At 71.5% G+C, this 26,499-nt stretch carries 27 protein-coding genes; 10 read left to right on the forward strand and 17 right to left on the reverse strand.

Annotated elements, in window-relative coordinates:
* Positions 1 to 3 precede the first annotated feature (3 nt).
* Genes WMR31_RS00580 through WMR31_RS00590 form a run of 3 tightly spaced genes read left to right on the forward strand, consistent with a single transcriptional unit; the run spans position 4 to position 1,148 of the window.
* On the forward strand, positions 4 to 540 hold the full coding sequence (locus tag WMR31_RS00580) for an NUDIX domain-containing protein (RefSeq protein ID WP_340536820.1): 537 nt from the start codon (positions 4 to 6) through the stop codon (positions 538 to 540).
* Positions 541 to 567: 27 nt separating this feature from the next.
* Positions 568 to 849 carry a hypothetical protein gene (locus tag WMR31_RS00585; protein ID WP_340536821.1) on the forward strand — a complete coding sequence of 94 codons (282 nt, stop codon included), beginning with the start codon at positions 568 to 570 and terminating at the stop codon, positions 847 to 849.
* On the forward strand, positions 846 to 1,148 hold the full coding sequence (locus tag WMR31_RS00590; RefSeq protein WP_340536822.1) for a hypothetical protein: 303 nt from the start codon (positions 846 to 848) through the stop codon (positions 1,146 to 1,148). Before WMR31_RS00585 ends, WMR31_RS00590 begins: the two co-directional genes overlap by 4 nt.
* Before the next feature lie 11 nt (positions 1,149 to 1,159).
* Here WMR31_RS00590 and miaB read toward each other — a convergent pair whose 3' ends face one another.
* Complete coding sequence (gene miaB, locus WMR31_RS00595; protein WP_340536823.1) at positions 1,160 to 2,656, reverse strand: tRNA (N6-isopentenyl adenosine(37)-C2)-methylthiotransferase MiaB; 1,497 nt, start codon at positions 2,654 to 2,656, stop codon at positions 1,160 to 1,162.
* Between the two features lie 165 nt (positions 2,657 to 2,821).
* On the opposite strand from miaB, the gene WMR31_RS00600 reads away from it, so the two are divergent.
* The 4 genes from WMR31_RS00600 (at position 2,822) to WMR31_RS00615 (ending at position 6,265) form a co-directional block, all read left to right on the forward strand.
* Entirely contained in the window at positions 2,822 to 3,610 is a 789-nt protein-coding gene (locus WMR31_RS00600; protein ID WP_340536824.1) for an amino acid ABC transporter ATP-binding protein, read from the forward strand.
* Between the two features lie 86 nt (positions 3,611 to 3,696).
* The gene (locus WMR31_RS00605; RefSeq protein ID WP_340536825.1) at positions 3,697 to 4,611 is read left to right on the forward strand and encodes a glutamate ABC transporter substrate-binding protein; all 915 of its coding nucleotides are present in this window, start codon (positions 3,697 to 3,699) and stop codon (positions 4,609 to 4,611) included.
* A 101-nt stretch (positions 4,612 to 4,712) separates the two neighbouring features.
* On the forward strand, positions 4,713 to 5,417 hold the full coding sequence (locus tag WMR31_RS00610) for an amino acid ABC transporter permease (RefSeq protein ID WP_340536826.1): 705 nt from the start codon (positions 4,713 to 4,715) through the stop codon (positions 5,415 to 5,417).
* Positions 5,414 to 6,265 carry an amino acid ABC transporter permease gene (locus WMR31_RS00615; RefSeq protein ID WP_340536827.1) on the forward strand — a complete coding sequence of 284 codons (852 nt, stop codon included), beginning with the start codon at positions 5,414 to 5,416 and terminating at the stop codon, positions 6,263 to 6,265. Before WMR31_RS00610 ends, WMR31_RS00615 begins: the two co-directional genes overlap by 4 nt.
* A gap of 33 nt (positions 6,266 to 6,298) precedes the next feature.
* On the opposite strand, the gene WMR31_RS00620 is transcribed toward WMR31_RS00615, so the two are convergent.
* The 6 genes from WMR31_RS00620 to WMR31_RS00645 form a co-directional block, all read right to left on the reverse strand.
* Positions 6,299 to 7,339, reverse strand: a complete 1,041-nt coding sequence (locus WMR31_RS00620; protein ID WP_340536828.1) for an alcohol dehydrogenase catalytic domain-containing protein — start codon at positions 7,337 to 7,339, stop codon at positions 6,299 to 6,301.
* Positions 7,336 to 8,868 carry an MFS transporter gene (locus WMR31_RS00625; protein WP_340536829.1) on the reverse strand — a complete coding sequence of 511 codons (1,533 nt, stop codon included), beginning with the start codon at positions 8,866 to 8,868 and terminating at the stop codon, positions 7,336 to 7,338. Before WMR31_RS00625 ends, WMR31_RS00620 begins: the two co-directional genes overlap by 4 nt.
* 81 nt (positions 8,869 to 8,949) lie before the next feature.
* Positions 8,950 to 9,999: an alpha-ketoacid dehydrogenase subunit beta gene (locus tag WMR31_RS00630; protein WP_340536830.1), complete on the reverse strand. Its 1,050-nt coding sequence runs from the start codon at positions 9,997 to 9,999 to the stop codon at positions 8,950 to 8,952.
* Between the two features lie 4 nt (positions 10,000 to 10,003).
* Positions 10,004 to 10,996 (reverse strand): thiamine pyrophosphate-dependent dehydrogenase E1 component subunit alpha, encoded by a 993-nt coding sequence (locus WMR31_RS00635; protein ID WP_340536831.1) that lies wholly within the window; start codon positions 10,994 to 10,996, stop codon positions 10,004 to 10,006.
* Entirely contained in the window at positions 10,993 to 11,778 is a 786-nt protein-coding gene (locus WMR31_RS00640) for a 2-oxo acid dehydrogenase subunit E2 (protein WP_340536832.1), read from the reverse strand. The genes WMR31_RS00635 and WMR31_RS00640 overlap by 4 nt, the downstream gene beginning before the upstream one ends.
* Entirely contained in the window at positions 11,775 to 12,068 is a 294-nt protein-coding gene (locus WMR31_RS00645; RefSeq protein WP_340536833.1) for a lipoyl domain-containing protein, read from the reverse strand. Before WMR31_RS00645 ends, WMR31_RS00640 begins: the two co-directional genes overlap by 4 nt.
* 199 nt (positions 12,069 to 12,267) lie before the next feature.
* Between WMR31_RS00645 and WMR31_RS00650 the strand changes: the two genes are divergently transcribed.
* Positions 12,268 to 12,894, forward strand: a complete 627-nt coding sequence (locus tag WMR31_RS00650) for a TetR/AcrR family transcriptional regulator (RefSeq protein WP_340536834.1) — start codon at positions 12,268 to 12,270, stop codon at positions 12,892 to 12,894.
* Between the two features lie 30 nt (positions 12,895 to 12,924).
* On the opposite strand, the gene WMR31_RS00655 is transcribed toward WMR31_RS00650, so the two are convergent.
* From WMR31_RS00655 to WMR31_RS00665, 3 genes are read right to left on the reverse strand one after another with little or no spacing between them, the layout of a single operon-like run.
* Positions 12,925 to 14,484 carry an LLM class flavin-dependent oxidoreductase gene (locus WMR31_RS00655; protein ID WP_340536835.1) on the reverse strand — a complete coding sequence of 520 codons (1,560 nt, stop codon included), beginning with the start codon at positions 14,482 to 14,484 and terminating at the stop codon, positions 12,925 to 12,927.
* 41 nt (positions 14,485 to 14,525) lie between these two features.
* Positions 14,526 to 14,912: a VOC family protein gene (locus tag WMR31_RS00660; protein WP_340536836.1), complete on the reverse strand. Its 387-nt coding sequence runs from the start codon at positions 14,910 to 14,912 to the stop codon at positions 14,526 to 14,528.
* On the reverse strand, positions 14,909 to 15,730 hold the full coding sequence (locus WMR31_RS00665; RefSeq protein WP_340536837.1) for a methyltransferase domain-containing protein: 822 nt from the start codon (positions 15,728 to 15,730) through the stop codon (positions 14,909 to 14,911). The genes WMR31_RS00660 and WMR31_RS00665 overlap by 4 nt, the downstream gene beginning before the upstream one ends.
* A gap of 94 nt (positions 15,731 to 15,824) precedes the next feature.
* Here WMR31_RS00665 and WMR31_RS00670 point away from each other — a divergent pair, with 94 nt between their 5' ends.
* Positions 15,825 to 16,325 carry a MarR family winged helix-turn-helix transcriptional regulator gene (locus WMR31_RS00670; protein WP_340536838.1) on the forward strand — a complete coding sequence of 167 codons (501 nt, stop codon included), beginning with the start codon at positions 15,825 to 15,827 and terminating at the stop codon, positions 16,323 to 16,325.
* 184 nt (positions 16,326 to 16,509) lie between these two features.
* On the opposite strand, the gene WMR31_RS00675 is transcribed toward WMR31_RS00670, so the two are convergent.
* The 7 genes from WMR31_RS00675 to rsmI form a co-directional block, all read right to left on the reverse strand.
* Positions 16,510 to 18,324: an ABC-F family ATP-binding cassette domain-containing protein gene (locus WMR31_RS00675; RefSeq protein WP_340536839.1), complete on the reverse strand. Its 1,815-nt coding sequence runs from the start codon at positions 18,322 to 18,324 to the stop codon at positions 16,510 to 16,512.
* A complete protein-coding gene (locus tag WMR31_RS00680; protein WP_340536840.1) occupies positions 18,317 to 19,240 on the reverse strand; it encodes a 4-(cytidine 5'-diphospho)-2-C-methyl-D-erythritol kinase in 924 nt (307 codons plus the stop codon). Before WMR31_RS00680 ends, WMR31_RS00675 begins: the two co-directional genes overlap by 8 nt.
* Positions 19,237 to 20,088 carry a 16S rRNA (adenine(1518)-N(6)/adenine(1519)-N(6))-dimethyltransferase RsmA gene (rsmA, locus tag WMR31_RS00685; protein WP_340536841.1) on the reverse strand — a complete coding sequence of 284 codons (852 nt, stop codon included), beginning with the start codon at positions 20,086 to 20,088 and terminating at the stop codon, positions 19,237 to 19,239. Before rsmA ends, WMR31_RS00680 begins: the two co-directional genes overlap by 4 nt.
* 35 nt (positions 20,089 to 20,123) lie before the next feature.
* Positions 20,124 to 21,347, reverse strand: a complete 1,224-nt coding sequence (locus tag WMR31_RS00690; protein WP_340536842.1) for a resuscitation-promoting factor — start codon at positions 21,345 to 21,347, stop codon at positions 20,124 to 20,126.
* Positions 21,348 to 21,626: 279 nt separating this feature from the next.
* A complete protein-coding gene (locus WMR31_RS00695) occupies positions 21,627 to 22,514 on the reverse strand; it encodes a TatD family hydrolase (protein ID WP_340536843.1) in 888 nt (295 codons plus the stop codon).
* Positions 22,511 to 23,353, reverse strand: coding sequence for an alpha/beta fold hydrolase (locus tag WMR31_RS00700; protein WP_340536844.1), 843 nt, complete (start codon positions 23,351 to 23,353; stop codon positions 22,511 to 22,513). The genes WMR31_RS00695 and WMR31_RS00700 overlap by 4 nt, the downstream gene beginning before the upstream one ends.
* On the reverse strand, positions 23,350 to 24,195 hold the full coding sequence (gene rsmI, locus WMR31_RS00705) for a 16S rRNA (cytidine(1402)-2'-O)-methyltransferase (protein WP_340536845.1): 846 nt from the start codon (positions 24,193 to 24,195) through the stop codon (positions 23,350 to 23,352). The genes WMR31_RS00700 and rsmI overlap by 4 nt, the downstream gene beginning before the upstream one ends.
* 70 nt (positions 24,196 to 24,265) lie before the next feature.
* On the opposite strand from rsmI, the gene WMR31_RS00710 reads away from it, so the two are divergent.
* Positions 24,266 to 26,041, forward strand: coding sequence for a dolichyl-phosphate-mannose--protein mannosyltransferase (locus WMR31_RS00710; protein WP_340536846.1), 1,776 nt, complete (start codon positions 24,266 to 24,268; stop codon positions 26,039 to 26,041).
* Positions 26,042 to 26,499: the final 458 nt, after the last annotated feature.

Consider the following 26,499-nt stretch of genomic DNA (forward strand, 5'->3'; position numbering starts at 1 on the left):
GTCGTGGTCGACGGCTACACCGATCGCTACGCCGCCGCGCACGGCCGGTTCACGGTCGTACCGGCGGCGTACGTCTTCCTGCTGCGAGACGGCCAGCACAACCAGCACACCCAGCACGGCCCGGACAGTACGACCGGCGTCGAGGTGCTCCTCCAGCTCCGGCGCGGCACCGGCTACATGGACGAGCACTGGGCGGCGGCCGCCGCCGGTCACGTCGAGGCCGGGGAGACCGCGGTCGCTGCGGCCCACCGGGAGACCCGCGAGGAGATCGGGGTCACCGACGTCGAGCTGACCTTCCTCACCGCGATGCAGCGCACCCGCCACGACCAGGCGATCGACGAGCGGGTCGACTTCTTCTTCTCCGCGAGCTCGTGGGCCGGCGAGCCGCGGATCCTGGAGCCCACCAAGTGCGCCGAGCTGCGCTGGTGCGCGCTCGACGCCCTCGACGACCTGCCGCAGCCGGTGGTCCCGCACGAACGGGTGGTGCTCGATGCCCTGCGGGCGGGCACGATCGAGGGATACACCACGTTCGGGTTCTAGACCCGGCACGACCACTGGGAGGCGCCGATGAGCGGATCCGACGAGCACACCGACGACTTGGCCGAGCAGCCCGAGCCGCAGGCCGAGCCGAAGGAGCCCCCGCCGGGCGGGGTCGACTCCATCGACCACGACACCGGTCGCGAGCACGAGCCGGGCGGTCCGGTCGCGCACGACCTCGACCCCGACGACAACCCGGCAGTCGAGGACGCCCTGCCTGATGAGATGAAGCAGCTCGAGGACACCTCGACCCAGGCCACCGAGTCCGAGGATCCCGAGCTGGAGGAGGACGAGGAGGAGTCACCGGCATGAGCGAACGCCACGAGGACCGCGATCCGGCGAGCGGGCCGGAGAAGTACGACGTCACCGAGTCCGACCAGAGCACCGAGGGCGAGATGGGGGTCAGCAGCGAGCGGGAGGGCCCCACGGGCCCGGGCCAGCACGGCACGACCGGCGTCCGGCCCACCGGCGCCGCCGCGGACGCCGAGCACGACCACTCCGACGAGGAGCCACCGCCCGAGCAGTCGGCCGGCAGCCCCGAGACGAACCCCGAGGGGATCCCCCCGAAGGCCGGCTACCCCTCGCTCGACCCGCGCAGCAAGGACTCCTGATCAGCGCCTGACTACGAGCCGCACGCCGGGGCGTCGCTCACCGGCAGCGGCGCCGGGACGCCGACGCCCGGCATCCCGAGCGAGACACCGGCAGGCGTCGGCTCGGCGGTGCGGGCCTCCCATGCGTCGCCGGACCGGGTGCGGCGCGTCGACAGCACCCGGTCGGCGACCAGGTGGTGGGGAGCGGCGTAGGTGATCTCGACGGTTGCGCGGTCGCCGGGTCGCACCGGCTCCAGCGGAGACTCCGGCGCGCTGAAGTGGACCAGCCGGTTGTCGGGTCCGCGGCCCGACAGGCGCCGGGTGGCGGCGTCCTTGCGGCCCTCCCCCTCGGCGACCATCAGCTCGACGGTGCGCCCGACCAGCGCCTTGTTCTCGGTCCAGGCGACGTCGTTGACCAGCTCGACCAGCCGGTCGTAGCGGTCGCGGACGACGTCTGCGGGCACCTGGTCGGCCATCGTCGCGGCCGGCGTGCCCGGGCGCTTGGAGTACTGGAAGGTGAAGGCGCCGGCGAACCGGGCCTCGCGCACGACGTCCATCGTGGCCTGGTGGTCCTCCTCGGTCTCGCCGGGGAAGCCGACGATGATGTCGGTGGTGATCGCGGCCTCGGGCATCGCCGCACGCACCCGCTCGATGATGCCGAGGAAGCGCTCGCGGCGGTAGGAGCGGCGCATCGCCCGCAGCAGGCGGTCGGAGCCGGACTGCAGCGGCATGTGCAGCTGCGGCATCACGTTGGGGGTCTCGGCCATCGCCTCGATGACGTCGTCGGTGAACTCCGCCGGGTGCGGCGAGGTGAACCGGACCCGCTCGAGCTCCTCGATCGACCCGCACGAGCGCAGCAGCTTGGAGAAGGCCTGACGGTCGCCGAACTCCACGCCGTAGGCGTTGACGTTCTGGCCGAGCAGGGTGATCTCGCTGACGCCGTCGGCCACCAGCGCCTCGATCTCGGCGAGGATCTCGCCCGGGCGGCGGTCCTTCTCCTTGCCGCGCAGCGCGGGCACGATGCAGAACGTGCAGGTGTTGTTGCAGCCCACCGACACCGACACCCAGGCGGCGTAGGCGGAGTCGCGCTTGGTCGGCAGCGTGGAGGGGAAGACCTCCAACGACTCCAGGATCTCGACCTGCGCCTCCTCGGCGATCCGGGCCCGCTCCAGCAGCGCCGGGAGCGATCCGATGTTGTGGGTGCCGAACACGACGTCGACGTACGGCGCCCGCTCGGTGATCGTGGTGCGGTCCTTCTGCGCCAGGCAGCCGCCCACGGCGATCTGCATGCCGGGCCGCGCGGCCTTGATCGGCGCGAGGTGGCCGAGGTTGCCGTAGAGCCGGTTGTCGGCGTTCTCGCGGACCGCGCAGGTGTTGAACACCACGACGTCGGCCTGCTCGCCCTCGGGCGCGGCGGCATAGCCGGCCTCCTCCAGCAGCCCGGTGAGCCGCTCGGAGTCGTGGACGTTCATCTGGCACCCGTAGGTGCGGACCTCGTAGGTGCGTGCCCCTGAATCAATGCTGCTCATGACCGGTCCAGGGTACGGCGAGTCCGGGGGCTTCGAAGAACCCCGGACGGCGGGATCGGGGACGGCGGCGGCCGTCTGCGTCGAACCACCCGTTACCGGTAACAGTCTGGTCACATCAGGCGAGGCATAGCCCGTTGTGACTAGGTGGCACTAGGGTCTCCACGCATGACCGGCATCACGGGGCTGGAGAAGGGCGATCCTGAGCCCGGGGCGATCAGGGAGCCGCTCGTCGTGCTCGACGACGTCAACAAGTGGTTCGGCGAGCTCCACGTGCTCAAGGACATCGACCTGTCGGTCCGTCAGGGCGAGGTGGTCGTGGTGATCGGGCCCTCGGGGTCGGGCAAGTCCACCCTGTGCCGGACGATCAACCGACTCGAGACCATCGACGGCGGCACCATCACCCTCGACGGCAGGCCGCTGCCCCAGGAGGGCAAGGAGCTCGCTCATCTGCGCGCCGACGTCGGGATGGTGTTCCAGAGCTTCAACCTGTTCGCGCACAAGACGATCCTGGAGAACGTCACTCTCGGCCCGATCAAGGTGCGCAAGCAGCCGAAGGCCGAGGCCGAGGCACGCGCCAAGGAGCTGCTCGACCGGGTTGGAGTGGGCCACCAGGCCGCGAAGTACCCCGCGCAGCTCTCCGGCGGCCAGCAGCAGCGGGTCGCGATCGCCCGTGCCCTGGCCATGGATCCGAAGGTGATGCTCTTCGACGAGCCCACCTCGGCCCTCGACCCCGAGATGATCAAGGAGGTCCTCGACGTCATGGTCAGCCTCGCCCGAGGCGGCATGACGATGGTGGTGGTCACCCACGAGATGGGGTTCGCTCGCACCGCCGCCGATCGCGTCGTGTTCATGGCCGATGGCGCGATCGCCGAGGAGAGCGACCCCGAGTCGTTCTTCACCAACCCGCAGAGCGATCGAGCCAAGGACTTCCTCGGCAAGATCCTGAAGCACTGAATACCGAGCAACGAGCAACGAGCAACGAGCAACGAGCAACGAGCAACGAATCAGCACACCGGACCACACTCGGAATGGAGCATCGGATGAGATTCATCAAGTTCAAGGCGGTCTCGGCCGCGATCGTGCTGGCCGGGGCGCTCACCGCCTGCGGCGACGCCGGCTCGGACGACGGGGGCGACTCGGGCAACGACGCCAGCGCCCCGGAGATCAACGCCGCGGACGACTGCGACGGCAAGTTCGAGGAGGGCTCGCGGATGGCCGAGCTCGCCGATGCGGGCACGATCAACGTCGGCGTCCGGTTCGACCAGCCGGGGCTCGGCTTCAAGGGGGGTGCAGACAAGATCCCCGCCGGGTTCGACGTCGAGATGGCCAAGCTGCTGGTCGCCGATCTGTGCATCGACCCCGACGACACCGGCAAGGTCAACTACGAGGAGACCATCTCCGACAACCGCGAGCCGTACCTGGAGGCCGGACGTGTCGACCTCGTGGCAGCGTCGTACTCCATCACCGACGAGCGTCGGGAGAAGGTCGGACAGGCCGGCCCCTACTTCCTCACCGGGCAGCAGGTGCTGGTCAAGAGCGACAGCGACGTCGAGTCGATCGAGGACCTCCAGGGCGAGGAGGTCTGCGCTGCGTCCGGCTCGACGTCACTGGAGCACATCAACGAGGAGGGGGCCGTCGGCGTGCCCGCCGACACCTACAGCATCTGCGCTGAGCAGGTCTCGGACGGCTCGGTGCCCGCGATGTCGACCGACGGCTCGATCCTGCTGGGTCTCGCCGCGCAGTACGACGGCGAGCTGAAGGTCGTCGGGGACCCGTTCTCCGAGGAGCGGATCGGCATCGGGTACGGCAAGGACCACCCCGAGATGTGCCAGTGGATCAACGACGTGCTTCAGAAGGCCTACGACGACGGCACCTGGGCCCAGGCGTTCGAGTCGACTCTCGGCGCCTCCGGCGCCGAGACGCCGGAGCCGCCGGCGCTCGACTCCTGTAGCTGACGGGGAGGCGGGGCCGGGGCCGTCGACCTGACGGCTCCGGCCCCGCCGGCCTGAACAACGGCGCGCGCCGACCAAGACACGAGAGGAGCCGCACGAGCCGCATGGACGTCGTCGTGGACAACTATCAGATGATCGGCGTGGCCTTCGCGACCACACTGCTGCTGTTCGTCTTCTCCGCGATCGGCTCGCTGGCCCTCGGCACCGTGCTGGTATCGCTGCGGGTGGGGCCGGTCGCGATCATGCGCCGCACTGCTGCGGTCTATGTGACCTTGGTGCGCAACACGCCGCTCCTCCTGATCTTGCTGTTCCTGTCGCTGGCGGCCCCGAAGATCGGGATCAACTTCCAGTTCGTGAAGATCGTCATCCACACCGGCTGGGGCGACATCCGGATGACCAACGCCTTCGCGGGCGCCGTGGTCGGCCTGATCCTCTACACCTCGTGCTTCGTGTGCGAGGCCCTCCGCTCCGGCGTCAACGCCGTGCCGGTCGGGCAGGCCGAGGCTGCACGAGCGATCGGCCTCTCGTTCGGCGGCGTGATGCGCTTCGTCGTGCTGCCCCAGGCCATGCGGGCCGCACTTCCGCCCCTGGCCAGCACGCTGATCGCGCTGCTGAAGAACACCACCGTGGCGGTGAGCGTGCTGGTCCTCGAGGCCGCCTACGCCCTCAAGCAACTACTCGACGACACTCCCGGAACGTGGCCGAAGATGTGGCCGATCGGGGTCTTCGTGCTCGTCTTCGTGGTCCTGGTCGAGTTGCTGTCCTTCCTCAGCAATCGGCTCGAACGACGCTGGAGCGTGGCGCGATGAGCGAGAGCATCCTCTACGACGCACCCGGACCGAGGACGATCCGGCGGCACCGCGTCTATACCGTCCTGACGCTTGTCGTGATCGCCGCCGCGTTCGCGTTCGTGGTGCTCCGGCTGGCCGAGAAGGGCCAGTTCGAGGCCGACAAGTGGGAGGTGTTCACCACCCCGAGCTACCTGCGCTACATCCTGGTCGACGGCCTGCTCCAGACCCTCAAGTTGGCGGGCGCGAGCATCGTCGGCGCCGTGGTCCTCGGCCTCCTCCTCGGCATCGGGAAGCTCTCCGACCACGCGGTGGTGCGCGTCCCGTGCTGGGCGATCGTCGAGCTGTTCCGGGCCATCCCGGTGGTCATGTTGATGATCATCTTCTTCTACCTCTACGGCATCACCCGCGGCACGGTCGGCCCGTTCTGGTGCGTCGTCTTCGCGCTCACGCTCTACAACGGCGCGGTGCTCGCCGAGGTGTTCCGCGCGGGCGTGCTCGCGGTCCCGCGCGGACAGGCGGAGGCCGCCTACGCGATCGGGATGCGCAAGAGCCAGGTGATGTGGATCGTGCTCCTACCGCAGGCGATCAAGATCATGATCCCCGCGATCATCAGCCAGTGCGTGGTGACCTTGAAGGACACCAGTCTCGGCTACGTGATCGCGGCGCCCGGCCTCACCGCGGTCGGGAAGCCGCTCTACCTCGAGTTCCACAACCACGTGCCGGTCTACATCGTGATCGCTGCTCTCTACATCGTGGTGAACCTGCTGCTCACGCTGCTCGCCACCTGGATCCAGCGGCGCTTCGTCGGTGAGCAGAAGGTGCTCGCCGTCTCGGCCGTAGGCCACGCGGACCAGACCACCGTGTGAACCCGGCCAAGGGTGTGTAGCGACGGACTCGAGTCAACGCCGGCCCGGACGGACCAGGATCTTCACGTGCGCCTCCGGGTCCTTGAGGTCCTCGAACGCCCGGGCGACGCCGTCGAGTCCTACCTGGCCGGTGAGGAACAGGTCGGGGTCGATCTCACCGGCGGCCAGTCGCGCCAGCGTGCGGCCGTAGGGGTCGTCCACCGGACCGGAGCCGAAGTTGATGACGATCTGGTGCCATTGTGCGATCACCGGCACGAACGACTCCTCCGCGAACGGGGAGGCCACGACCTGGATCGCCGAGCCGAAGGGCAGGTTCTCGGCGAGGAAGCCGAGCGTGCCGGCTCGCCCGGAGCACTCGTAGGCGACGACCCGTCGGCCTTCGGCAAGGTCGGCGATCGCCGCGACCGGTCCCTGGGAGGGTGGCTCGACGACGACGTGGGCACCGAGGGTCTGCGCGAGCTCGCGACGTCGGGGCGACGGCTCGACCACGACGATGAGCGGGACCTCGCGAGCGGCAAGGGCGATCACGACGCCGAGACCGATCGTGCCGGCGCCGATCACGAGCGCGACGTCGTCGGCCCTGATCCCGGACTGCTGCACGTGGGTCTCCCCCACGTGCAGCGGCTCGGCCAGGGTGGCCGCCTCCAGGCTCAGGCCGTCGGGCACGTGGCGGGCGTAGCCAGCATCCACCGTGACCCGCTCGGCGTAGCCGCCCGGGTAGTCGTTGGAGTAGCCGATGATCGTCGGTACGCCGGTGCCCGGATCGGTGGCGACCCCGATCCCGGTGACCAGGTCGCCGACACCGAAGTCGGCGACGTCCGAACCGACCGCGACGACGGTCCCGGCATATTCGTGTCCGGGCACCACCGGCCGCGTCGGGTCGAAGGCGGCCAGCGGGAACCGTCCGCGCTCGGCCACGCGCACGAAGTTCTCGGCGTCCTTGACCAGGCTCAGGTCGCTGCCGCAGATGCCGCATGCGGCGACCTCGATCTGGAGCTGCCCGGCTGACGGCGCGGGCGGCTCGGGGACCTCGGTGACGACGATGTCCCCCTCGCGCAGGGCCGCGGCTCTCATCGGGTCGCGAGCTCGCCGTCGGACGGCGGCGTTGAGGTGTGGCCGTCGCTGCCGGGGACCTCGACGACGTCGTCGGCCACGGCGACGCCGTCGACGCGCCGCTCGCGCGGGACGAACAGCGCGATCACGAAGCCGAGGATGGCGATCGCCGCCGCGACCGAGAAGGCGAGGAACACGCCGTGCGAGCTGTAGATCGGGTAGCCGCCGACCACCCGGCTCACGTTCTCGTTGAGCAGCAGCCCGGCCACCTGAGCGGCCGCCGAGCTGATCACCGAGGCGGCGGCACCGAGCATCCCTGCCGACACGCCGCGGTGGGCGGCCGGGGACAGGGTCATCATCAGGTTCGGGCCGGCGGCGTAGACCATGGCGCCGATGCCCACCAGGCCGTACATCGCGATCGGCATCCACGACTCGGTGGTGAGGAGCGAGAGGCCCACCGAGCCGGCGGCGATCAGCAGCGAGCCGAGCATCAGGAACGACCGGAAGCCGTAGCGCCGCGAGAGCGCACCGACCGCCACTCCGCCCACGACGGTGAGGATGCCGGGGATGACGAGGTACTTGGCGACGCCGGTGGCGTCCAGACCGAAGCCGTAGTCGCCACCGAGCGCGCGGGGGGTCTGCAGGAAGGTCGGCAGGTAGCTGGCGATGACGGTGATCGCGCTGACCGCGAACCCGTGGGCGAAGATCACCGTGGCGAAGGGCCGCTGGCGCAGCAGACGCGTGTCGACGAACGGGTGCGCGATCCGCGACTCGTAGACCCACCAGCCCACCAGCACCGCGAGCGAGGCGCCGAGACACAGGAGCGTGCGGCCACTGGTCAGGCCCCAGTTCTGCACCTGGGAGATGCCCAGCAGCAGGCCGAGCATGCCGATCACCAGCACGACGGCGCCGGCGACGTCGATCGGCTCGCGGTTGCGCACGGGGCTCTCGGGCACCAGGGCGATCGTGCCGAGCGCACCCACCGTCGAGAGCGCGGCGGTGAACCAGAACACCGACTCCAAGGAGATGTTGTCGATCAGGAAGCCGGCCAGGAACGGCCCTGCGATCGTGACGACGCCGACGCCGTTGGTGGCGATGCTGATCGACATGTCGCGCCAGGTGGCGGGGAAGACGTCGCGGATGAGGGCATAGGTGATCGGCAGGAACGCCGCCGAGACGCCCATCAGGGCCCGCCCGACCAGCAGCACGCCGAAGCTCGGCGCCAGTGCGCAGATCACCGAGCCGACCAGCGAGACCGCCGCCGCGCCGAGGAGGACGCGGCGCTTGCCGTACCTGTCGCCGAGCCGGCCGACGACCGGCGTCATCACACCACCGACGAGGGTGAAGATGGTGATCACCCAGATGATCTGCGTGGTCTGGAACTCCGCCGCCAGGCCCCCGAGGGCCGGCGCGATGAGCTGGAACCCGAGCGCGGTCTGCTCGGTGAGGAGCACCAGGACGGCGATCGCGGCGATCCATCGGGAACGCTCACCCCCACGCACGGGGGCGCCGCCGGGCGCGAGCTTGTTGGCACGACCGTTCGTGGTCATGGGACCTCCGTGGAGTGTGGTTGTCGATGATGTCGTGGGAGTGCGGGGGCAGGAAGGGAAGAGGAACGGGGAAGCGCAGATTCAGCCGACCGGCTGCGGCACCGGTCGCTCGGTGGACACCAGGGCCCGGGCGCCGGCGAGGATCTCCTCGACCGACGGCAGGCAGTACTTCTCCAGATGGGCGTTCTGCGGGATGTGGGTGTCCTTGCCGCACACCCGCAGCACCGGCGCCTCGAGTCGGCCGAAGAGCTCGGCCTGGAGACGGGCGGCGATCTCCGCGCCCACGCCACCGGTGGTCACTGCCTCGTGGACCACCATCGCGCGGCCGGTGCGCTCGACCGAGGACAGCACGGCGTCCCAGTCGAGCGGCACGATCGTGCGCAGGTCGATGACCTCCACGTCGATGCCGTCGGCGGCGAGCTGGTCGGCGGCGTCCAGGACGAGCGGGACGCTGCCGCTGTAGGTGATGATCGTGGCCGCGTCGCCCTGGCGCGGCGTCGAGGCCACGCCGAGCGGGATCGTGAAGTCGTCGTCGAGTGGCACCTCGCCGCGGGTGAAGAAGAGTCCCTTGTTCGGCATGAAGATCACCGGGTCGGGGTCGCGGATCGCCGACTTCAACAGGCCCTTCACGTCGGCCGGGGTGGAGGGGACCGCCACCTTGAGCCCGGGGTTGTGCAGGAGGTGGGCCTCCAGGCTGGAGTTGTGCTCGGCCCCCGACCCGCCGAGCACGCCGGTGCCGGCGATGACCGTGACGGGCAGCTCGTTCGGGGTTCCGCCGTGCATGAAGCGCCACTTGGCGAGCTTGTTGAAGATCTCGTCGCCGGCGATGAACATGAAGTCGGAGAAGGTGATGTCGACCACCGGCACCGCGCCGCCGAGCGCCGCGCCGCAGGCCGCGCCGATCATGAACGTCTCGACGACGCCGGTGTCGCGGACCCGGTTCTCGGTGAAGGAGTCGATCAGGCCGCGGGAGAGTCCGAACTGGCCTCCGAGGCTGGTGAGGTCCTGCCCCATGGCGAAGACGCGCTCGTCGCGGCGCATCTCCTCCTCGATCGCCAGTCCGATCGCCTGCTGGTACCGGAGCTTCTTGGTGGTCCGGGGGGTGCGTGCTTCGGTCGTCTGCTGGGTCATCGGTTCACTCCGCGTAGAGGTGGTCGAAGATGATGTCGCCGTCGGGGATCGGTCCGGCAAGTGCGCGCTCGGCGGCGGCGGCCACCTCGGCGTCGGCGTCGGTTCGGATGCGTTCGACCACACTCGGGTCGAGCCGCGCGGCGAGCACATCGAGCGGGTCGCGGTAGCCGTCCATCTCCCCGTCGGGGCGGTAGTTGCCGACGTCGCCGAAGTAGTGGCCGCCGACGCGGTAGGTGACCGCCTCGACGAGCGCCGGTCCGTGGCCTGCGTCGATGTGCGCCCGGGCCCGCATCACCGCGGCGTGCACGGCGACGGGGTCCTGCCCGTCGACCCGCTCACCCGGGACGCCGTACGCCGCGGCCCGCTCGGCGATCGTGGCGGTCGGCGAGGAGTCGGCGAAGGAGGTGCCGACCGCCCAGCCGTTGTTCTCACAGAAGTACAGCAGCGGCAGCTTCCAGGCGGCGGCCTGGATGAGCGTCTCGTGGAAGGTGCCCCGCGACGCAGTGCCGTCGCCGAAGCCGGCGACCGCGATACCGGGCCTGCCGAGTACCTGCTTGGCCAGCGCGAGGCCGCCCCCCAGGACGTGCGCGGTGCCGAGCGTGCCGCCCGAGCCGATCAGGCCGAGGTCCCAGTCGACCCAGTGCGGTGCGCCGCCGCCCTTGCCGCCGGTGCTGCCGTTGGTGCGGCCGAGCAGGTCGGCGATGATCGGCTCGAGGGCCATGCCGCGGGCGATCGGCCAGTTGGCGCCGCGGTGGTACCACATGATCTGGTCGTCGGGGCCCAGCGCGGCCATCAACCCGACCGCACAGCCCTCCTGACCCCGACCGGGGTGCCACCAGCCCTGGAAGGTGTTGTCGGCTGCCCACCGTGCGAAGAGATCCTCGACGCCGCGGGCCAGGGCGGCGCGGTACATCATCGTCTCGAGCTGGTCGTTGTCGAGCGCCGGCGCCGTCTGGTCTGCCGCCTCGTCGAGTCGGTCGGGCTTGGTCGTGGTCATGCGTCACCTCTGGCATCGGAGTCGGCGGGGGTCAGGTAGTCGGCGAGGGACCAGCCCTCGACGCGGCGCCGCAGGGCATCGAGGAAGCGGACGGCCTCGGCGCCGTCGAGGACCCGGTGGTCGAAGGTGAGCGAGGGGCACACGACCGTGCGGATCTCCACCCGGTCGTTCCCGTCGGCATCGGCCACCACGACCGGGATCTTCTTCATTGCGGGCAGTCCGAGAAGGGCGACCTGGGGCGGGTTCAGCAAGGCCTCGGCGCGGAGCACCGGACCGACCGCGCCGGGGTTCGAGAGCGTGAAGGTGCCGCCGGCGAGGTCGTCCAGGCTCAGGTCGCCGTCGCGGGCGCGCTGAGCCAGCACGGCGATGCGGGCGCCGAGCTCGACGACGTCGAGCCGGTCGGCCTGACGCACCACCGGAACCACGAGGCCACCGGCGGAGTCGACCGCGACGCTGAGGTTGACCGGCGTCCAGCGCACGAGGGCCCGCTCGGTGTAGCTGGCGTTGAAGTCGGGGAACTCCGCCAGGGTGTCGACCGCGGCACGGGCGAGGAAGGCCATGACCGACAGCCGGCCGCCGGTGGACGCGGCGTCGTGATAGGCGGTGCGGGCCTCGAGGAGAGCGCCGAGGTCGATCTGCATGTCGGCGGTCAGGCACGGGATCCGGCCGGCGACCTCCATGCTCCGCGCGATCGCCCGGCGTCTGGCCTTGAGGCGCACGACCTCGCACGGCACGTCCGCGTAGCCGTCCGGGGCGGTCGGCTCGCCGAGGGTGGCGGTCATGACCCGGTGTACGCGGCGAGCGCGGCCGCGGCGTCCTCGTCGCTGGCGTCGGCCTGGACGAGCAGCACCACGACGGTGCCCACCGGCACCTCGTCGCCCTCCTCGTGCAGCAGCCGCAGCACCCGGCCGGCTGCCGGGGACTCCAGCTCGGTGTCGACCTTGTCGGTGCTCACGTCGGCCAGGACGTCGCCCTCGGCGACGACGGCGCCCGGAGCGACCAGCCACTCCCCGATCTCGACGTGCTCGACCGAGCCACTGTGCGGGATCTTCACCTCGGTCAGCGCTGTCATCACGACCCTCCTGGTCCTGTCCGGCTGGGGTGTCCCCGGCCTCTTCTGCCGCGGACTGTGATCCTGGACACTATGCCGATCAAGTGATTGGGTCAAGTGATTGGCGCGATTGATTTGTGCTAGTGATCGGTGAAGTCGATCCAGTCAGTCGATAGGCGCCGCCTAGACTGCGAGTGCCCGCCGACGAGGAAGGTCCCCCATGAGCGCACGACCCGACGTAGGCGGACGCGATCTCCTGATCGCCGCCGCCTTGCAGGCGTTCGCCGAGGAAGGCATCGACGCGGTCTCGATCCGTGCGGTCAACCGGGCCGCCGGCGTCGGCCCGGCGACCGTCCACTACCACTTCGGCACCAAGGACGGCCTGCTCGACGCCGTGCTTGCACACCACGGCGACGAGGTGGTCGCGGGCGTGATCGAGGAGGCCCGACGCCTGCTCGACCAGGGCTCGGCCACGCCGGCCGAGGTGGTGCGCTCACTCACCCATCCCTACGAGGAGATGCTGCGCGCGCACCGCGAGAGCGGGCTGCGGTGGGTGAAGGTGATCGACCAGCTCCTGCGGCGCGATCGCGACCGGGTCTCGGATCCGGAGACCACGCGGATCCGGTCGGAGGTGGCGCGGATGGCCTTCCCCTATGCCGACGAGGCCGACATCGACCGCGCCATCGTCACCTCGATGCAGCTGTTCGTGACCCAGGTGGCCCAGCTCCCCGCCGAGTCCGTGGCCACCACGCAGGCACTGGAGGACACCCTGGCCGACCTGGAGTTCCTCACCGACTTCCTCGCCGGCGGACTCCACGCGGCCCTCAGCCGAGGACCCGCGTTCTGAGGAGCGGCCGAGCCGCCCTGGGAACGCCTCTCAGTAGTAGCCGAAGCGAGCCAGCGGACCCAGCAGTTCCCGCTCCTCGTAGGCCAGGTGCGAGAGCAGGGTGTCCGAGAGGAGGTCGACGGCGTCCTCGACGCCGTCCAGAGCGGTGCCGTCCTCGTCGGCGACCAGCGCGACCAGCGCCCGGTCGAAACGGTCCAGGACGTCGTGGATCACGTGGTGCTCCTCGACCAGCCGGTCGAGCACCGGCGCGAGCCCGGGGTCGGCGTGCCGCAGGTGCGGGAAGACCGCGGTGTCCTCGAGCGTGTGATGGCCGGTGACCACGCGGCAGTAGGCCTCGCAGTAGGCGCCGAGGGTCCAGTTGTTCTGCCGCATCGTCATCGTGTTGATGGCCGATCGCGCCGAGCCGACGTCCATCGAGCCCGAGCGCACCTGGGCGAGGACGTCGCGGACCTGGGCGAGCTCGCCGCGCAGGTGGTCGTGGATGTCGACCAGGTGCTGGGCCGCGGCGCGCTGGTCGGGCCGGTAGTCCTGGCCGGCAGGCTCGGGTCGCGTGGGACGGGTGGACTCGTCCCAGACGCGTTCGCCGGAGAGACGGGTGCCGTCGTCGGGCGTGGCGGGCACCGGAAGGGAGGTGTCGGCGCCTGCGGCCGCCGGGACCTCGATCGGCTCGGTGGTCGGCGCGACGGGCTCGGCCGGCTGGTCGAGGGCCGCTCGCTCCCGCTCGACCTCGACCAGTTCGCGGACGGCGGGTGCGACCTCGGCGGCGAAGCGCTCGATCATCGAGGGGTCATCGGCAGCAAGCACGTAGGTGCTGAACCCGTGCTCGAGAGTGAGCCCGGCGAGCTGCTCGGCCCAGTCAGCCGGGCTGCCTTCGAGCAGCCCGCGGCCGGTCCCGAATCGCCCATGGATGTTGTACATCCGGCGGACGTCGGCCGGTGACCGGCCGGCGGCCAGCGCCGCCTCGTCGATGATCGCGGCCATCTCGGGGATCTGCTCGGGCGGCGCGAAGCCGAGGCTCGGCACCCACGCGTCGGCGAGCCGTCCGGTCAGCCGCAGCATCCGCGGCTTGAGTGCGCCGATCCAGATGGGGATCTGCCGGGTGGGAAGCGGACCGGCGCCGAGTCCGTGCGCGCCGTAGTAGGTGCCGTCGAAGTCGACCCGGCCCCCGGCCCAGAACGCGCGCATCAGCTCGATCGCCTCGGCCAGCGCATCGACGGCCTCGCCCGGCGTGCGACGCGGACCGCCGGCCGCGACGACGGCGTCCCAGAACGCACCCGCGCCGAGGCCGAGCTCGACCCGGCCGCCGGTGAGGACGTCGAGGCTGGCCGCTGCCTTCGCCAGGACGACGGGCGGGCGCAGCGGGAGGTTGGCGACGTTCGGGGAGAGCCGGATCGCCGAGGTACGCGCGCCGAGGAACGACAGCAGCGTCCAGGCGTCGAGGAAGGACTTCTGGTACGGGTGGTCCTGCACCGTCAGCAGGTCGTACCCGCTCACCTCGGCCAGTTGTGCCGAGGTGAGCAGGCCGTCGAACCCGTTCGCGTCGGGGGTGAGGAACACCCCGAACTCCAGCGTGTTCGCGTAGTCGGTCATGGTGGTTGAACTCGCAACGAGCGGCGCTTGTTCCGTCGCCCTCAGGGTGCGGCGAGCAGTTCGACGCGGTTGCCGTGGGGGTCGGTCGCGTGGAGCCTGAGATAGCCCGGGAAGGTGTCGCGCTGGGTGTGGTCGATGCCGAAGCCCGCCGCCTCGATCCGCGCGGCAGCGGAGTCGAGGTCGGCGACGGTGTCGAGCAGGAGCGCGGGGTGCGCCTTGCGGGCGGGAGCGAACGGCTCCTCGACGCCGACGTGGATCTCGGCGACGACGTCGCCGGCCCCGTCGAAGGCGCGGAACCATGCCCCACCGCGACCTCGCAGCGGCTCGGGCTTCTCGACCTCGGTGAGGCCGAGCGCGTCGGCGTAGAACCGCCGGGCCGCATCCTCGCCGCCCGGAGGGCAGGCCACCTGCACGTGGTGAAGTCTCATCGGCGGTCCCCCTCCGGCACCTGCGCCACGGCGAAGATCCGGCGGAACGGGAGCACCACGCCGCCGTCGGCGCGGACCGGATAGGCCAGGGCGAGTCGGCGGCGGAACTCGTCCTCGAAGGTTCCGCGGAGGTCGGCGGGAAGCGCCTGCAGTGTGGGCCGCGCGCCGGTCGCGCTGACCCAGGTGAAGACGGGGTCGGGGTCGTCCGTGCCGTCGAGCACGTGCAGGTAGGTGGTCTCCCAGGCGTTCACCTCGCAGCCGAGGCGGGTCAGGGCGTCGAGGTAGGCGGTCGGCTCGTGGCTCGAGGGGTGGGCGACTCCTTCGACGTGCGGGGCGTACGCGTCCTCGGCGGCCAGCTCGCGGCGGATCGTGTGGCTCGGCTCCTCGAAGTTGCCCGGCACCTGGAAGGCCAGCCAGCCGCCGGGGCGGACGGCGGCCACGAGGCCGGGCAGCAGGTCCAGATGCTCGGGCAGCCACTGGAGCGTGGCATTCGAGACGACGACGTCGACCGGGTCGCCCTGGGCTGTCCGGATCCATTCGCGCAGGTCCGCTTGCTCGTAGCGGACGTCGTCGGCGCGCGCTCGCGCGGTCGCGATCATCTCCGGGCTGGAATCGAGGCCGAGCACGTCGGCGTTCGGCCAGCGCGCGGCGAGCAGCGCGGTCAGGTTGCCGGGACCGCAGCCGAGGTCGACGACGGTCCGCGGACTCGTGGCGCGGATCTGCGCGATCAGGTCGACGAACGGCCTGCTGCGTTCGTCGGCGTAGGCGAGGTAGCGGTCGGGGTCCCAGGAGTGGGGCCTGTGGGTCTCGGGCTGCACACATCCTCCAAGATGTCTTGATGTCAAGATACTTCGATCCTGACGGCAGACTGTCTCGATGTCAAGATTCTCGACACCTGGGTATGCTGGGGGCATGCGCGACGAGGTGGACGAGCTGGTCGAGGCCTGGGCACGGGAGCGCGACGACCTCGACCTCGAGCCGGTGGCGGTCTTCTCCCGCATCACCCGCCTGTCCCGGCACCTCGACCTGGCCCGGCGCGAGGCGTTCAGCGCGCACGGGATCGAGTCGTGGGAGTTCGACGTCCTCGCGGCGCTGCGCCGGGCCGGGGCGCCCTACGAGCTCTCCCCCGGCAGGCTGCTGCGCGAGACCCTGGTGACCAGCGGCACCATGACCAACCGGGTCGACCGCCTCGCCGCCCGCGGGCTCGTCGAGCGCTACCCCGACCCCGAGGATCGGCGCGGCGTGATCGTGCGCCTCACCCCCGAGGGCAAGGCGGCCGTCGACGGCGCCTTCGAGGCCCTGCTCAACGCCGAGCGAGCCCTCCTGGCCGACCTCCCCCGCCCCGACCAGGCCCGCCTGGCCGACCTCCTGCGCACCCTGCTCGCCCCCTTCGGCAGCCCACCCCCGGCCTGATCATCCGGCGCCGTCCGAGCCCGGAGACCCGTGGGTCCGGTGGGGCTGGTGGTGCGTTCCCCGGGATACTTTGAGGCGTTATCAACCTGCGGAGGCCGGGCGGAGGTTGATAACGCCTCAAACTATCCCCGACCGGCCGGGGCACCACTGAGGCTCCTGGGGCTCCTGGGGTCGGTGGGGCTGATCACTCGAGGAGCTCGGCGGCCTCCAGCCACTCCATCTCGACCTCGTCCTTCTCGGCCAGCACGGCTTGGAGCTGGGTGGAGAGGTCGGTGAGGGCTTCGTGGTCGGGACTCGACGCGGACGACGCGGCGGTGAGGGCGTCGGTGAGCTCGGCCTCGCGGGTGGCAAGGCGCTCGAGCTGCTTGTCGAGGCGGGCCAGGGTCTTGCGGGCGGCGCGTTCGTCGGCCGACCCGGGCTTGGCCTTCGCCTGCGCAGGCGACGCTTCTGCCGCCGACGGGGCAGCCGACGCGACGGCGGCCGGCGCAGACGACGCGGCCGGCTCGGCACCCTGCCGCGCCCGGCGTTCGAGGTACTCATCCACCCCACGCGGCAGCATCGAGAGCCGGCCGTCCCCGAGGAGCGCCCACACCGAGTCGGTGACCCGCTCGAGGAAGTAGCGGTCGTGGGAGACGACGACGAGGGTGCCGGGCCAGCCGTCGAGGAAGTCCTCCAGGACGGTGAGGGTCTCGATGTCGAGGTCGTTGGTGGGCTCGTCGAGGAGCAGCACGTTGGGCTCGGCGAGCAGCAGCCGCAGCAGCTGGAAGCGCCGCCGCTCGCCCCCGGACAGGTCGCCGAGGCGGGCGGTGAGCCGGTCGCCGGTGAAGCCGAAGCGTTCCAGCAGCGAGGTCGCGGTGATCTCGCCGTCGGCGGTGCGGGTGACCCGCCGCTGACCCTCGATCGTCTCCAGCACGCGCGCCTCGGGGTCCTCGGGAGTCACGTCCTGGGTGAGGTGCTGCAGGGCGACCGTGCGGCCCAGCCGCACCCGCCCGGCACTGGGGGTGAGGCCGCCGGAGAGCAGGGAGAGCACCGAGGTCTTGCCGGCACCGTTGACGCCGACGATGCCGACCCGGTCGCCGGGCCCGAGCCGCCACGTGGCCTGGGACAGCAGTTGCCGCTCGCCGCGGAACAGGTCGACGTCCTCGACGTCGACGACGTCCTTGCCGAGCCGCTGGGTCGCGAAGCGCTGGAGCTCGAGCCGGTCGCGCGGCGGCGGGACGTCCTCGATGAGCAGGTTGGCGGCGTCGATGCGGAACTTCGGCTTCGAGGTGCGCGCCGGCGCCCCGCGGCGCAGCCAGGCCAGCTCCTTGCGCACCAGGTTCTGCCGGCGCACCTCGGACGCCGCGGCCTGCCGGGAGCGCTCGGCCTTGGCGAGCACGAACGCCGCGTAGCCGCCCTCGTAGACGTCGACCGCGCCGTCGTGGACCTCCCACGTGTACTGGCACACCTCGTCGAGGAACCAGCGGTCGTGGGTCACCACGACCAGCGCCGAGGACCGGCGCTTGAGGTGGTCGGCCAGCCAGGCGACCGCCTCGACGTCGAGGTGGTTGGTCGGCTCGTCGAGCACGATCAGCTCGTGGTCGCCGAGCAGCAGCGCGGCCAGGGCGCAGCGACGTCGCTCCCCACCGGAGAGGCCCGCCACCGACCGGTCGAGCTCGACGCCGGCGAGCAGCTCGGTCACGATGCCGCGCAAGGTGGCGTCGGCGGCCCACTCGTGGTCGGAGCGGCCGCCGAGCACGGCCTCGCGCACGGTGTGGGAGTCGACGAGCTCGTCGCCCTGGTGCAGGTAGCCCACCAGCAGGCCCCGGGAGCGGGAGACGCGGCCGGTGTCGGGCTCCTCCAGACCGGTCATCACCTCGAGCAGGGTGGTCTTGCCGTCGCCGTTGCGGCCCACGATGCCGACCCGCTCCCCCGCGCCGATCCCGAGCGACACCTCGCTGAGGAGCGGACGGACGCCGTAGGACTTGGAGACGCCCTCGAGGTTGAGGAGGTTAGACATGGCTTGGCACCACGTGTGCGCCGGCGACGGCGCCATTGGCGACCAGGACGACGTCCTGCCCGGTGCGCATGAGCGCGCCGGCGAGGTCGCGCGCGTGGTCGGCGGACTCGCACAGGAACACCACGCTCGGCCCGGAGCCCGACACCATGCCGCGCAGCGCCCCCTCGGCCTCGCCGAGGTCGATCAGGTCGCCGAGCTCGGGCCGCAGGTCGATGGCGGGCTCCTGAAGGTCGTTGTGCAGGGTGCGCGCCAGGCTCACCGGCTGGCCGGTGAGCAGGGCCGACAGCAGCTGGTCGGCGTCCGGCGGCTCGGGCGAGGCATTGGGGAACATCCGGTCGAAGTGACGGTAGACCTCCGGCGTGGACAGCCCGACCCGGCTGGGCACGATCACCCACCACCACGTGCCGACGTCGGCGACCGGCTCGACCAGCTCGCCCCGGCCGACGCCGAGGGCGGTGCCGCCCAGGAGCGCGAACGGGACGTCGCTGCCCAGCTCGGCGGCCAGGGCCAGGAGGGCGTCGTCGGAGGTGCCGAGGTCGTGCAGTCGGTCCAGCGCCACCAAGGCCGCGGCCGCGTCCGCGGAACCGCCCGCGAGACCGCCGGCCACCGGGATCGCCTTCTCCACCTCGAGGCGACCGGTGAGGTCGCGGTCGTGGTGCCGCCCGAGGAGCACGGCGGCGCGGTGGGCGAGGTTGGCGCCGTCGACCGGGATGGCGGCGGCGTCGACCCAGTCGGTCGTGGTCACCGAGACGGTGAGGTCGGCGTCGGGATGCGCGGTGACGTCGTCGCACAGCCCGACGGCCTGGTAGACGGTGGTGAGCGGGTGGAAGCCGTCCTCGCGCGGCGCGCCGACCCCGAGGTGGAGATTGATCTTGGCGGCGGCGCGCACGGTGACCGGTGCGGCGAACCGGTTCATCGCAGGCCCTCGGCGAGTGCGGCGAACTGTTCGATGCCCAGCGACTCGCCCCGCGCGAGCGGGTCGATGCCGGCCGCGGCGAGGGCCCGGTCGACCGTGGCGGCGTCGGCGAGTGAGCGCAGCGCCCCCCGCAGCGCCTTGCGGCGGTGTGCGAAGGCGGCGTCGACGACGGCGAACACCTCCTCGCGGGTGGCGGTGGTGGCCGGCGGCTCGCGGCGGGTCCACGCCACGAGTCCGGAGTCGACGTTGGGGGCCGGCCAGAACACGTTGCGGCCGATCGCGCCGGCGCGGCGCACGTCGGCGTACCAGGCGGCCTTGACCGACGGGACGCCGTATGTCTTCGAGCCGGGACGCGCGGCGAGCCGGTCGGCCACCTCGGCCTGCACCATCACCAGGCCGCGCTCCAGGCTCGGCAGCAGGGCCAGCAGGTGCAGCAGGACCGGCACCGAGACGTTGTAGGGCAGGTTCGCGACCAGGGCGGTCGGCGCCGGCCCGGGGATCGCCGCGACCCGCAGCGCGTCGTCGTGCACGAGCTCGAAGGCCGCGGCCTGCTCGGGAGCGAACTCGGCGATGGTCGCCTCGAGTGCCCCGGCGAGCCGGTCGTCGACCTCGATGGCGACCACCCGGTGCGCGACCTCGAGCAGCGCGAGGGTGAGCGAGCCTAGGCCCGGGCCGACCTCGAGGACGACGTCGCCGGCGGTGATGCCCGACTCGCGCACGATCCGCCGCACGGTGTTGGCGTCGATGACGAAGTTCTGGCCACGCTGCTTGGTGGGCCGCAGGTCGAGCTGATCGGCGAGCCGACGTACATCCGCCGCCCCGAGCAGGCGCGGGGCGGCGGATGTCATGGCGTGCAGGCTATCTGCGCGCGGGAGGCTGCCGGTCAGGTGGGCAGTCCGAGCTTGGCCGCGCAGCCGGGCCAGGAGCCGTAGCCGCCGGTGGCGGCCCGCACCTTCTCGGCGATCGCGATCTGCGCCTCGCGCGAGTTGTTGCTCGGCAGGCCGCTGCCGCCGTAGGCCTGCCAGGTGGGCAGGCTGAACTGGAGTCCGCCGTAGTAGCCGTTGCCGGTGTTGATGGCCCAGTTGCCGCCCGACTCGCACTGCGCGAGCTTGTCCCACACCGTGCTGCCGCCGGCGTAGTTGGGCGCGCTCGACGGCTCCGGCTCGGGCTCGGGCTCGGCGGTGCCGACGCGGACGACGGCGTCGACCGGCTTGCGGGTGACCTTGGCCGAGACGAGCTTGCGCTTCACGATCTCGCCGTTGCGGAAGACGACCCGGTACACGGCGTTGCGCGCGCCGGCGCGACCCTCGGTCTCGACCTCGGTCTCGCCCTGGGTGAGGGTGTCGTCGTCGCGGCGGACGGTCTCGTAGTCGATCTCCTCGCCCTTGACGCTCTTGCGGGCGACGCGGATGTCGGTGAAGACGATCTTGTCGCCGTCCTTGATCGAGGCGGTGCGGGCCGGGCGGGTCTGGTCGTGGCGATCGAGCTTGACGTCGACGCCGCGCAGGGCCTCGGCGACGGTCAGCGCGGTGACGGTGCGGGTCACCGGCTTCCCTCCGCGCAGGGCGAAGGTGAGCGTCTTGGGCGTGACGACGTCGAGCTCGGCGCCACCGCGGCCGATCTCGAGGCCGCGGCTGGCGGAGAGACGGGAGTTCTGGAACGGGGTGCCGATCTCGCCGAGCGCGGAGGCGACATCGGTCGAGGTGACCCAGTGGGTGGTGGAGACGCCGTCGACGGTCAGCTCGAGCTCGCGCCCGTACCGCACGTTGATCAGGGTGCCGTCCTCGACGTCGGTGTCGAGCGCGGGAGCGACCAGGTCGTGCTGGCCGACCTCGATGCCCTCGGACTCCAGGACGTCGCCGACGGTGCCGCCCATCGCGGTGACCTCACGCTGCTCGCCGTCGACCGAGACGGTGACCGTCTTGCGCATGGCGGTGTAGCCGACGGTGGTGCCGGCGACGGCGACCAGGACGATCGCGGCGAATGCCGCCAGGGCCGCCTTGCTGCGGATCAGCCGTCCGAAGAGGCCGGCACGAGCCGGCTCGGGGGTGGCAGCGAGGGAGGTGGCTTCGTGGGGGACCTGCTGGGGATCCTCGTGGGGCGGCATCGTGCTCCGAACTTCGTACTCCCCGGGCCTCGGGTTGCGGCGCCACCGGCACGGCACGGCCCCGATCGGGGGCCTGTCGTGGGGTGTCGGAGCCCTGTCGAGGTGCGCCTCGATCTGGGTCCGCCAGCGCCGGACGAGCTCATCCCGATCCCGGCCAACGCCGTCCAGAACAGCATTGATCCGGTCGAGAAATCAAAAGAACGCCCAACTTGGTGGCGTGGATCACGCCTCCCGGGGTCACACCAGTCACATGAGCCCCAGGGGCCACGCGGTCCGCGGCTACCAGATGCCGCCGAACGCCACCGAGGTACTGGAGTCGATGGCGCGGCACAGCTCCTCGACCTCCACGCCGCGGACCTCGGCCATCGCGCGGACGGTGAGCGGCACCAGGTAGGAGGCGTTGGGCCGGCCCCGGAACGGCGTAGGCGTGAGATAGGGCGCGTCGGTCTCGACGAGGATCCGGTCGGTCGGCGCGATCGCGAGCGCCTCGCGCAACCCGTCGGCGTTCTTGAACGTCACCGTACCCGCGAAGGAGAGGTAGGCCCCGCGGTCCAGGCACCGGCGAGCGAACTCGGCGTCGCCGGAGAAGCAGTGCATCACCCAACGCTGCGGAGCGCCCTCCTCGTCGATGATCCGCAGGACCTCGTCATGGGCATCGCGGTCGTGGATGACCAGGGTCTTGTCGAGCCGCTTCGCCAGGTCGATGTGCCGGCGGAACGACTCCACCTGCGCGGCACGGCCCTCCTCGCCGGTGCGGAAGTGGTCCAGGCCGGTCTCCCCCACCGCGCGCACCTTCGGATGAGCGCCGGCGAGCTCCTCGATCTCGGCCAGCGCCTCCTCCAGCCGTCCGGCCGCGGCCAGCCGCGGCGCCTCGTTGGGATGCAGGGCGACGCCGGCGACGAGCGCGTCATGGCTCGCCGCGGCCTCCACCGCCCAGCGGGCACCGGGTAGGTCGCAGCCGATCTGCACGATCCGGGCGACGCCGACCTCGGCGGCGGCCGCGATCGCGGACTCGGTGTCGAGCCAGTCGCCGTCGGCGATGTCGAGATGACAGTGGTTGTCGACGACCGGGTGCGGCAGCGGTTCGGGCGCCGGCGGGCGTGCTCGATCGCGTTTCGCTCCGCTGACCTCCTCGGTCGCCGCGCGGGATCGGGTCGGCCCGCTCACCGGCTCACCGCTCGCTCGAGGATCGACTCGGCCAGCGCCTCCGGCGCCTGCGTGGGGATCCAGTGGTTGACGGCGTCGAGCACCACGAGCTCGTACGGCGCGACGACGTGCCGTGGGGTGAGCTCGACGGCCGCGCGGGTGACGAAGGGATCCTCGGTGCTCCACACCATCGTGGTCGGCACGCGGACCGGCGCGTCGAGCAGGTGCCGGTCGGAGAACGGCAGCGCGCGGTACCAGCCGATGGCGCCGGGCAGGGCGCCGTACTCGACGATCTCGGTACGGAACCGCGCGACCTCGTCAGGCGACATGCCGCTGCGCGCCAGGGACCGATCGAACTCCCCACCCGGCTTCGCGGCCAGACGCTCCGGCAGCCACGGCAGCTGGAATCCGAGCATGTACCAGGAGTGCAGCGCCTGGGTGGAGCGCGTCAGGGACCGCACGAAGGCCTGCGGGTGCGGCACCGAGACCGAGGTGAGGGTGCGGGTCAGGTCGGGGCGCAGGGTCGCGGTGGCCCAGGCCGCGACCGCGCCCCAGTCGTGCCCGACGACGTGGGCCGAGCCGACCTCGGCCCGCTCGATCAGCGCCGCGACGTCGCCGGCGATCCGCGCGACGGTGTAGTCGCGCCGTCGCCGCGGACGAGCGCCGGGCGAGTAGCCGCGCTGGTCGGGAGCCAGGGTGCGGTAGCCGGCCGCGTGCAGCAGCGGAGCCACCCGACGCCAGCACGACGCCCGCTCGGGGAAGCCGTGCAGGAGCACGATGGCATCGCCGTCGAGCGGACCCTCGTCCAGCACGTCGAAACGCAGCCCGTCGTGGCGGTAGTCGGTCAGGCGGGCGCTCATCTGGCGTGCACCAGCTGATAGACCTCGCGCTTGGGAAGCCCGGCCAGCCGGGCCACCTCCGCGATCGCTTCCTTCCGCGGCATGCCGCGATCCTCTCGCGCGGCGACCGCGGCCAGCAGGTCGGCCTCGTCGTGGGAGATGGCCGGCGCCTCGGCCGCGCCCTCGACGACGATCGTCACCTCGCCGCGGACGCCGTCGGCGGCCCACTCGGCCAGCTCCCCGAGCGGTCCGCGGCGGACCTCCTCATGGGTCTTGGTGAGCTCGCGGCACACCGCGGCGGCGCGGTCGGCACCCCACGCCTCGGCCATGGCCGCGAGCGCGGCCTCCGTCCGGTGCGGCGCCTCGAAGAACACCATGGTGCGCTGCTCCTTGGCCAAGCCGGCGAGGCGGCGGGACCGCTCCCCCGCCTTGCGCGGCAAGAAGCCCTCGAAGCAGAAGCGGTCGACGGGCAGGCCGCTGACCGCCAGCGCGGTGAGGACCGCGCTCGGGCCGGGCACCGCCGTCACGTGGACGCCGGCCTCGACCGCGGCCGCGACGAGGCGGTAGCCGGGGTCGGACACGCTGGGCATGCCGGCGTCGGTGACCAGCAGCACCCGCTCCCCGTCGAGGAGCGAGTCGACCAACGCGGGGGTGCGCCGCTCCTCGTTGCCCTCGAAGTAGGAGACGATCCGGCCCGAGGGGGTCACGCCGAGCTCGGTGGTGAGCCGCTTGAGACGCCGGGTGTCCTCGGCGGCGATCACGTCGGCGTCGGCCAGCTCCTCGGCCAGCCGCGGCGGCGCATCGCCGACCCGGCCGATCGGGGTCGCGGCCAGGACGAGCACGCCGGGCTCCGCTTGGGTCACCGCACGATCATCGCAGGGCCGCCGCGCGTTCGTGGAGCCCGCGTGCGGGCGCGACGTAGAGTTCCGCGACGTGACCCTGCTGCACCCGCCCTCGGAGCCTGCTGCCGAGGACCCGCCGCGGGACGGCGGGGGGCCCACCGTCCCCTCGGCGTGGGAGCGGGCCCGCGGGCGGCTCGCGCGGGCCGAGGCACGCTTCGAGCACCGGCTCTATGCGTGGGGCGCCGCGCTGGCGGTCGCCCTGCTCGCCTTCGGCATGCGCGTCTGGCGCCTCGGCTCGCCGCATCGCTTCGCGTTCGACGAGACTTACTACGCCAAGGACGCGTGGGCGCTGCTCAACAACGGCTACGTGCGCGAGTACCAGTCGCAGATCGGCAACAAGTCGATCGACGACATCATCCTGGATGGCCGCACCACCAACATCTGGACCGACCGGCCCTCGATGGAGGTGCACCCCGAGGTCGGCAAGTGGATGATCGCCCTCGGCGAGAAGGCCTTCGGGATGGACCCCGTGGGCTGGCGGATCTCCGCGGCCGTCGCCGGCTCGCTCATGGTGCTGGTGATGTGCCGCCTCGCCCGGCGGCTCACCGGATCCACGCTGCTCGGCTGCGTGGCCGGCCTCCTGTTGGCCTTCGACGGCCTGCACTTCGTGCTCTCCCGGATCGCCCTGCTCGACATCTTCTTGGCGTTGTTCCTGCTGTGCGGCGTCGCGTGCGTGGTCAACGACCGCGACTGGCACCGGGCCAAGCTCGCCCGGCTCGTCGGCGACGAGCCGCTCACCAGAGCCCGCTGGGGGCCCGTGCGCGGACTGCTGTTCCGGCCCTGGCTCCTGGTGGGAGGAGTCTGCTTCGGGCTGGCGATCGGCACCAAGTGGACCGCGGCCTACCCGCTGGCGGCGTTCGGGCTCCTGGTCTGGATCTGGAGCGGCGGGGCCAGGCGATCCTTCGGCCTGCGCCAGGCCCGGGTGCGCGCGATGCTCGTCGACGGCGTCCCGGCGTTCTTGCAGCTGGTGCTGGTGGCCTTCGTCGTCTACGTCGCGTCGTGGACGGGCTGGCTGGTCCACGCCGACAAGTACGAGGAGTCGCTGTCGTCGACGACGTACACCGGATTCGTCTCCGAGGGCCCGTGCGTCAAGGACGACAAGGGCGAGCTCCAGACCAACAACAAGAGCGACGACAAGGCCACCTGGCCCACGGCGCCGACCGACGGCGAGCCACGTCCCGACGGGCTCGGCGGCGTCGTGCAGTCCCTGCGCTCACTCTGGTACTACCACCAGGACGTCTACACCTTCCACACCCACTACCTGAACTGCAGCAGTCACACCTACCAGTCGCAGCCCTCGGGCTGGCTCCTGATCAACCGCACGGTCGGGGTCGCCACCGACCTCGAGGTGCAACCGGGCGAGCAGGGCTGTAAGGCCGCGGCCGGCGACACCTGCTACCGCCAGGTGCTCCTGATCGGCACCCCGATCCTGTGGTGGGGCGGCTGCCTGGCGCTGATCGCGGCCGCGGTGCTGTGGGTGGGCAACCGTGACTGGCGCTACGGCGTCGCACTCACCGGCACGCTGTCGACGTGGCTGCCCTGGCTGATGTACGACGACCGACCCATCTTCTTCTTCTACGCCATCGCCTGCCTGCCGTTCATGGTGCTCGCGATCACCCTGGTGCTCGGCAAGCTGATCGGGCACTCGCGGGCGCCGTCGGGCAGACGCACCCTCGGCGTGGTCGTCGCCGGATCCTTCGTGGTGCTGGTCCTGCTCAACTTCGCCTACTTCTACCCGATCCTGTCCTACGAGGTGCTCACCCGCGACGCCTGGCTGAATCGGATGTGGTTCAGCCGCTGGATCTAGCGGACCCGCGCTCGGGAACCTTGGCAGGCACGGTTGCCGGGGTTTCGTCAGCGCTCGCTGGCGCTCGCTTGCTCAACCTCCGGCGGGGGGCTGGCCTCGGAGGTTGAGCAAGCCGGGAGGGCGAGGAACGAGCCCGACCGGCGCCGACGAAACCTCGCAACCGACCTCGGAAACGCTGTCAGGCGCGGTCGCCGGGGTTTCGTCAGCGCTCGCTGACGCTCGCTCGCTCAACCTCCGGCAGGGGCTGGCCTCGGAGGTTGAGCAAGCCGAGAGGGCGAGGAACGAGCCCGACCGGCGCCGACGAAACCTCCCACCCGACCTCGGAAACGCTGGCAGGCACGGTCGCCGGGGTTCGATCAATCAACGAGCGCTCGCTGTCGCTCGCTTGCTCAACCTCCGGCAGGGGGCTGGCCTCGGAGGTTGAGCAAGCCGACGAGTGAGGAACGAACTCGTCGGCG

It is taken from the genome of Nocardioides epinepheli (assembly GCF_037936805.1).
Classification (GTDB): Bacteria; Actinomycetota; Actinomycetes; order Propionibacteriales; family Nocardioidaceae; genus Nocardioides.

Coding starts and splice junctions, on each gene's coding strand:
- WMR31_RS00585 (WP_340536821.1), top strand. CDS start 568: ATGAGCGGATCCGACGAGCACACCGACGACTTGGCCGAGCAGCCCGAG.
- WMR31_RS00590 (WP_340536822.1), top strand. CDS start 846: ATGAGCGAACGCCACGAGGACCGCGATCCGGCGAGCGGGCCGGAGAAG.
- miaB (WP_340536823.1), bottom strand. CDS start 2,656: ATGAGCAGCATTGATTCAGGGGCACGCACCTACGAGGTCCGCACCTAC.
- WMR31_RS00600 (WP_340536824.1), top strand. CDS start 2,822: ATGACCGGCATCACGGGGCTGGAGAAGGGCGATCCTGAGCCCGGGGCG.
- WMR31_RS00605 (WP_340536825.1), top strand. CDS start 3,697: ATGAGATTCATCAAGTTCAAGGCGGTCTCGGCCGCGATCGTGCTGGCC.
- WMR31_RS00610 (WP_340536826.1), top strand. CDS start 4,713: ATGGACGTCGTCGTGGACAACTATCAGATGATCGGCGTGGCCTTCGCG.
- WMR31_RS00615 (WP_340536827.1), top strand. CDS start 5,414: ATGAGCGAGAGCATCCTCTACGACGCACCCGGACCGAGGACGATCCGG.
- WMR31_RS00620 (WP_340536828.1), bottom strand. CDS start 7,339: ATGAGAGCCGCGGCCCTGCGCGAGGGGGACATCGTCGTCACCGAGGTC.
- WMR31_RS00625 (WP_340536829.1), bottom strand. CDS start 8,868: ATGACCACGAACGGTCGTGCCAACAAGCTCGCGCCCGGCGGCGCCCCC.
- WMR31_RS00630 (WP_340536830.1), bottom strand. CDS start 9,999: ATGACCCAGCAGACGACCGAAGCACGCACCCCCCGGACCACCAAGAAG.
- WMR31_RS00635 (WP_340536831.1), bottom strand. CDS start 10,996: ATGACCACGACCAAGCCCGACCGACTCGACGAGGCGGCAGACCAGACG.
- WMR31_RS00640 (WP_340536832.1), bottom strand. CDS start 11,778: ATGACCGCCACCCTCGGCGAGCCGACCGCCCCGGACGGCTACGCGGAC.
- WMR31_RS00645 (WP_340536833.1), bottom strand. CDS start 12,068: ATGACAGCGCTGACCGAGGTGAAGATCCCGCACAGTGGCTCGGTCGAG.
- WMR31_RS00650 (WP_340536834.1), top strand. CDS start 12,268: ATGAGCGCACGACCCGACGTAGGCGGACGCGATCTCCTGATCGCCGCC.
- WMR31_RS00655 (WP_340536835.1), bottom strand. CDS start 14,484: ATGACCGACTACGCGAACACGCTGGAGTTCGGGGTGTTCCTCACCCCC.
- WMR31_RS00660 (WP_340536836.1), bottom strand. CDS start 14,912: ATGAGACTTCACCACGTGCAGGTGGCCTGCCCTCCGGGCGGCGAGGAT.
- WMR31_RS00670 (WP_340536838.1), top strand. CDS start 15,825: ATGCGCGACGAGGTGGACGAGCTGGTCGAGGCCTGGGCACGGGAGCGC.
- WMR31_RS00675 (WP_340536839.1), bottom strand. CDS start 18,324: ATGTCTAACCTCCTCAACCTCGAGGGCGTCTCCAAGTCCTACGGCGTC.
- WMR31_RS00680 (WP_340536840.1), bottom strand. CDS start 19,240: ATGAACCGGTTCGCCGCACCGGTCACCGTGCGCGCCGCCGCCAAGATC.
- rsmA (WP_340536841.1), bottom strand. CDS start 20,088: ATGACATCCGCCGCCCCGCGCCTGCTCGGGGCGGCGGATGTACGTCGG.
- WMR31_RS00690 (WP_340536842.1), bottom strand. CDS start 21,347: ATGCCGCCCCACGAGGATCCCCAGCAGGTCCCCCACGAAGCCACCTCC.
- WMR31_RS00700 (WP_340536844.1), bottom strand. CDS start 23,353: ATGAGCGCCCGCCTGACCGACTACCGCCACGACGGGCTGCGTTTCGAC.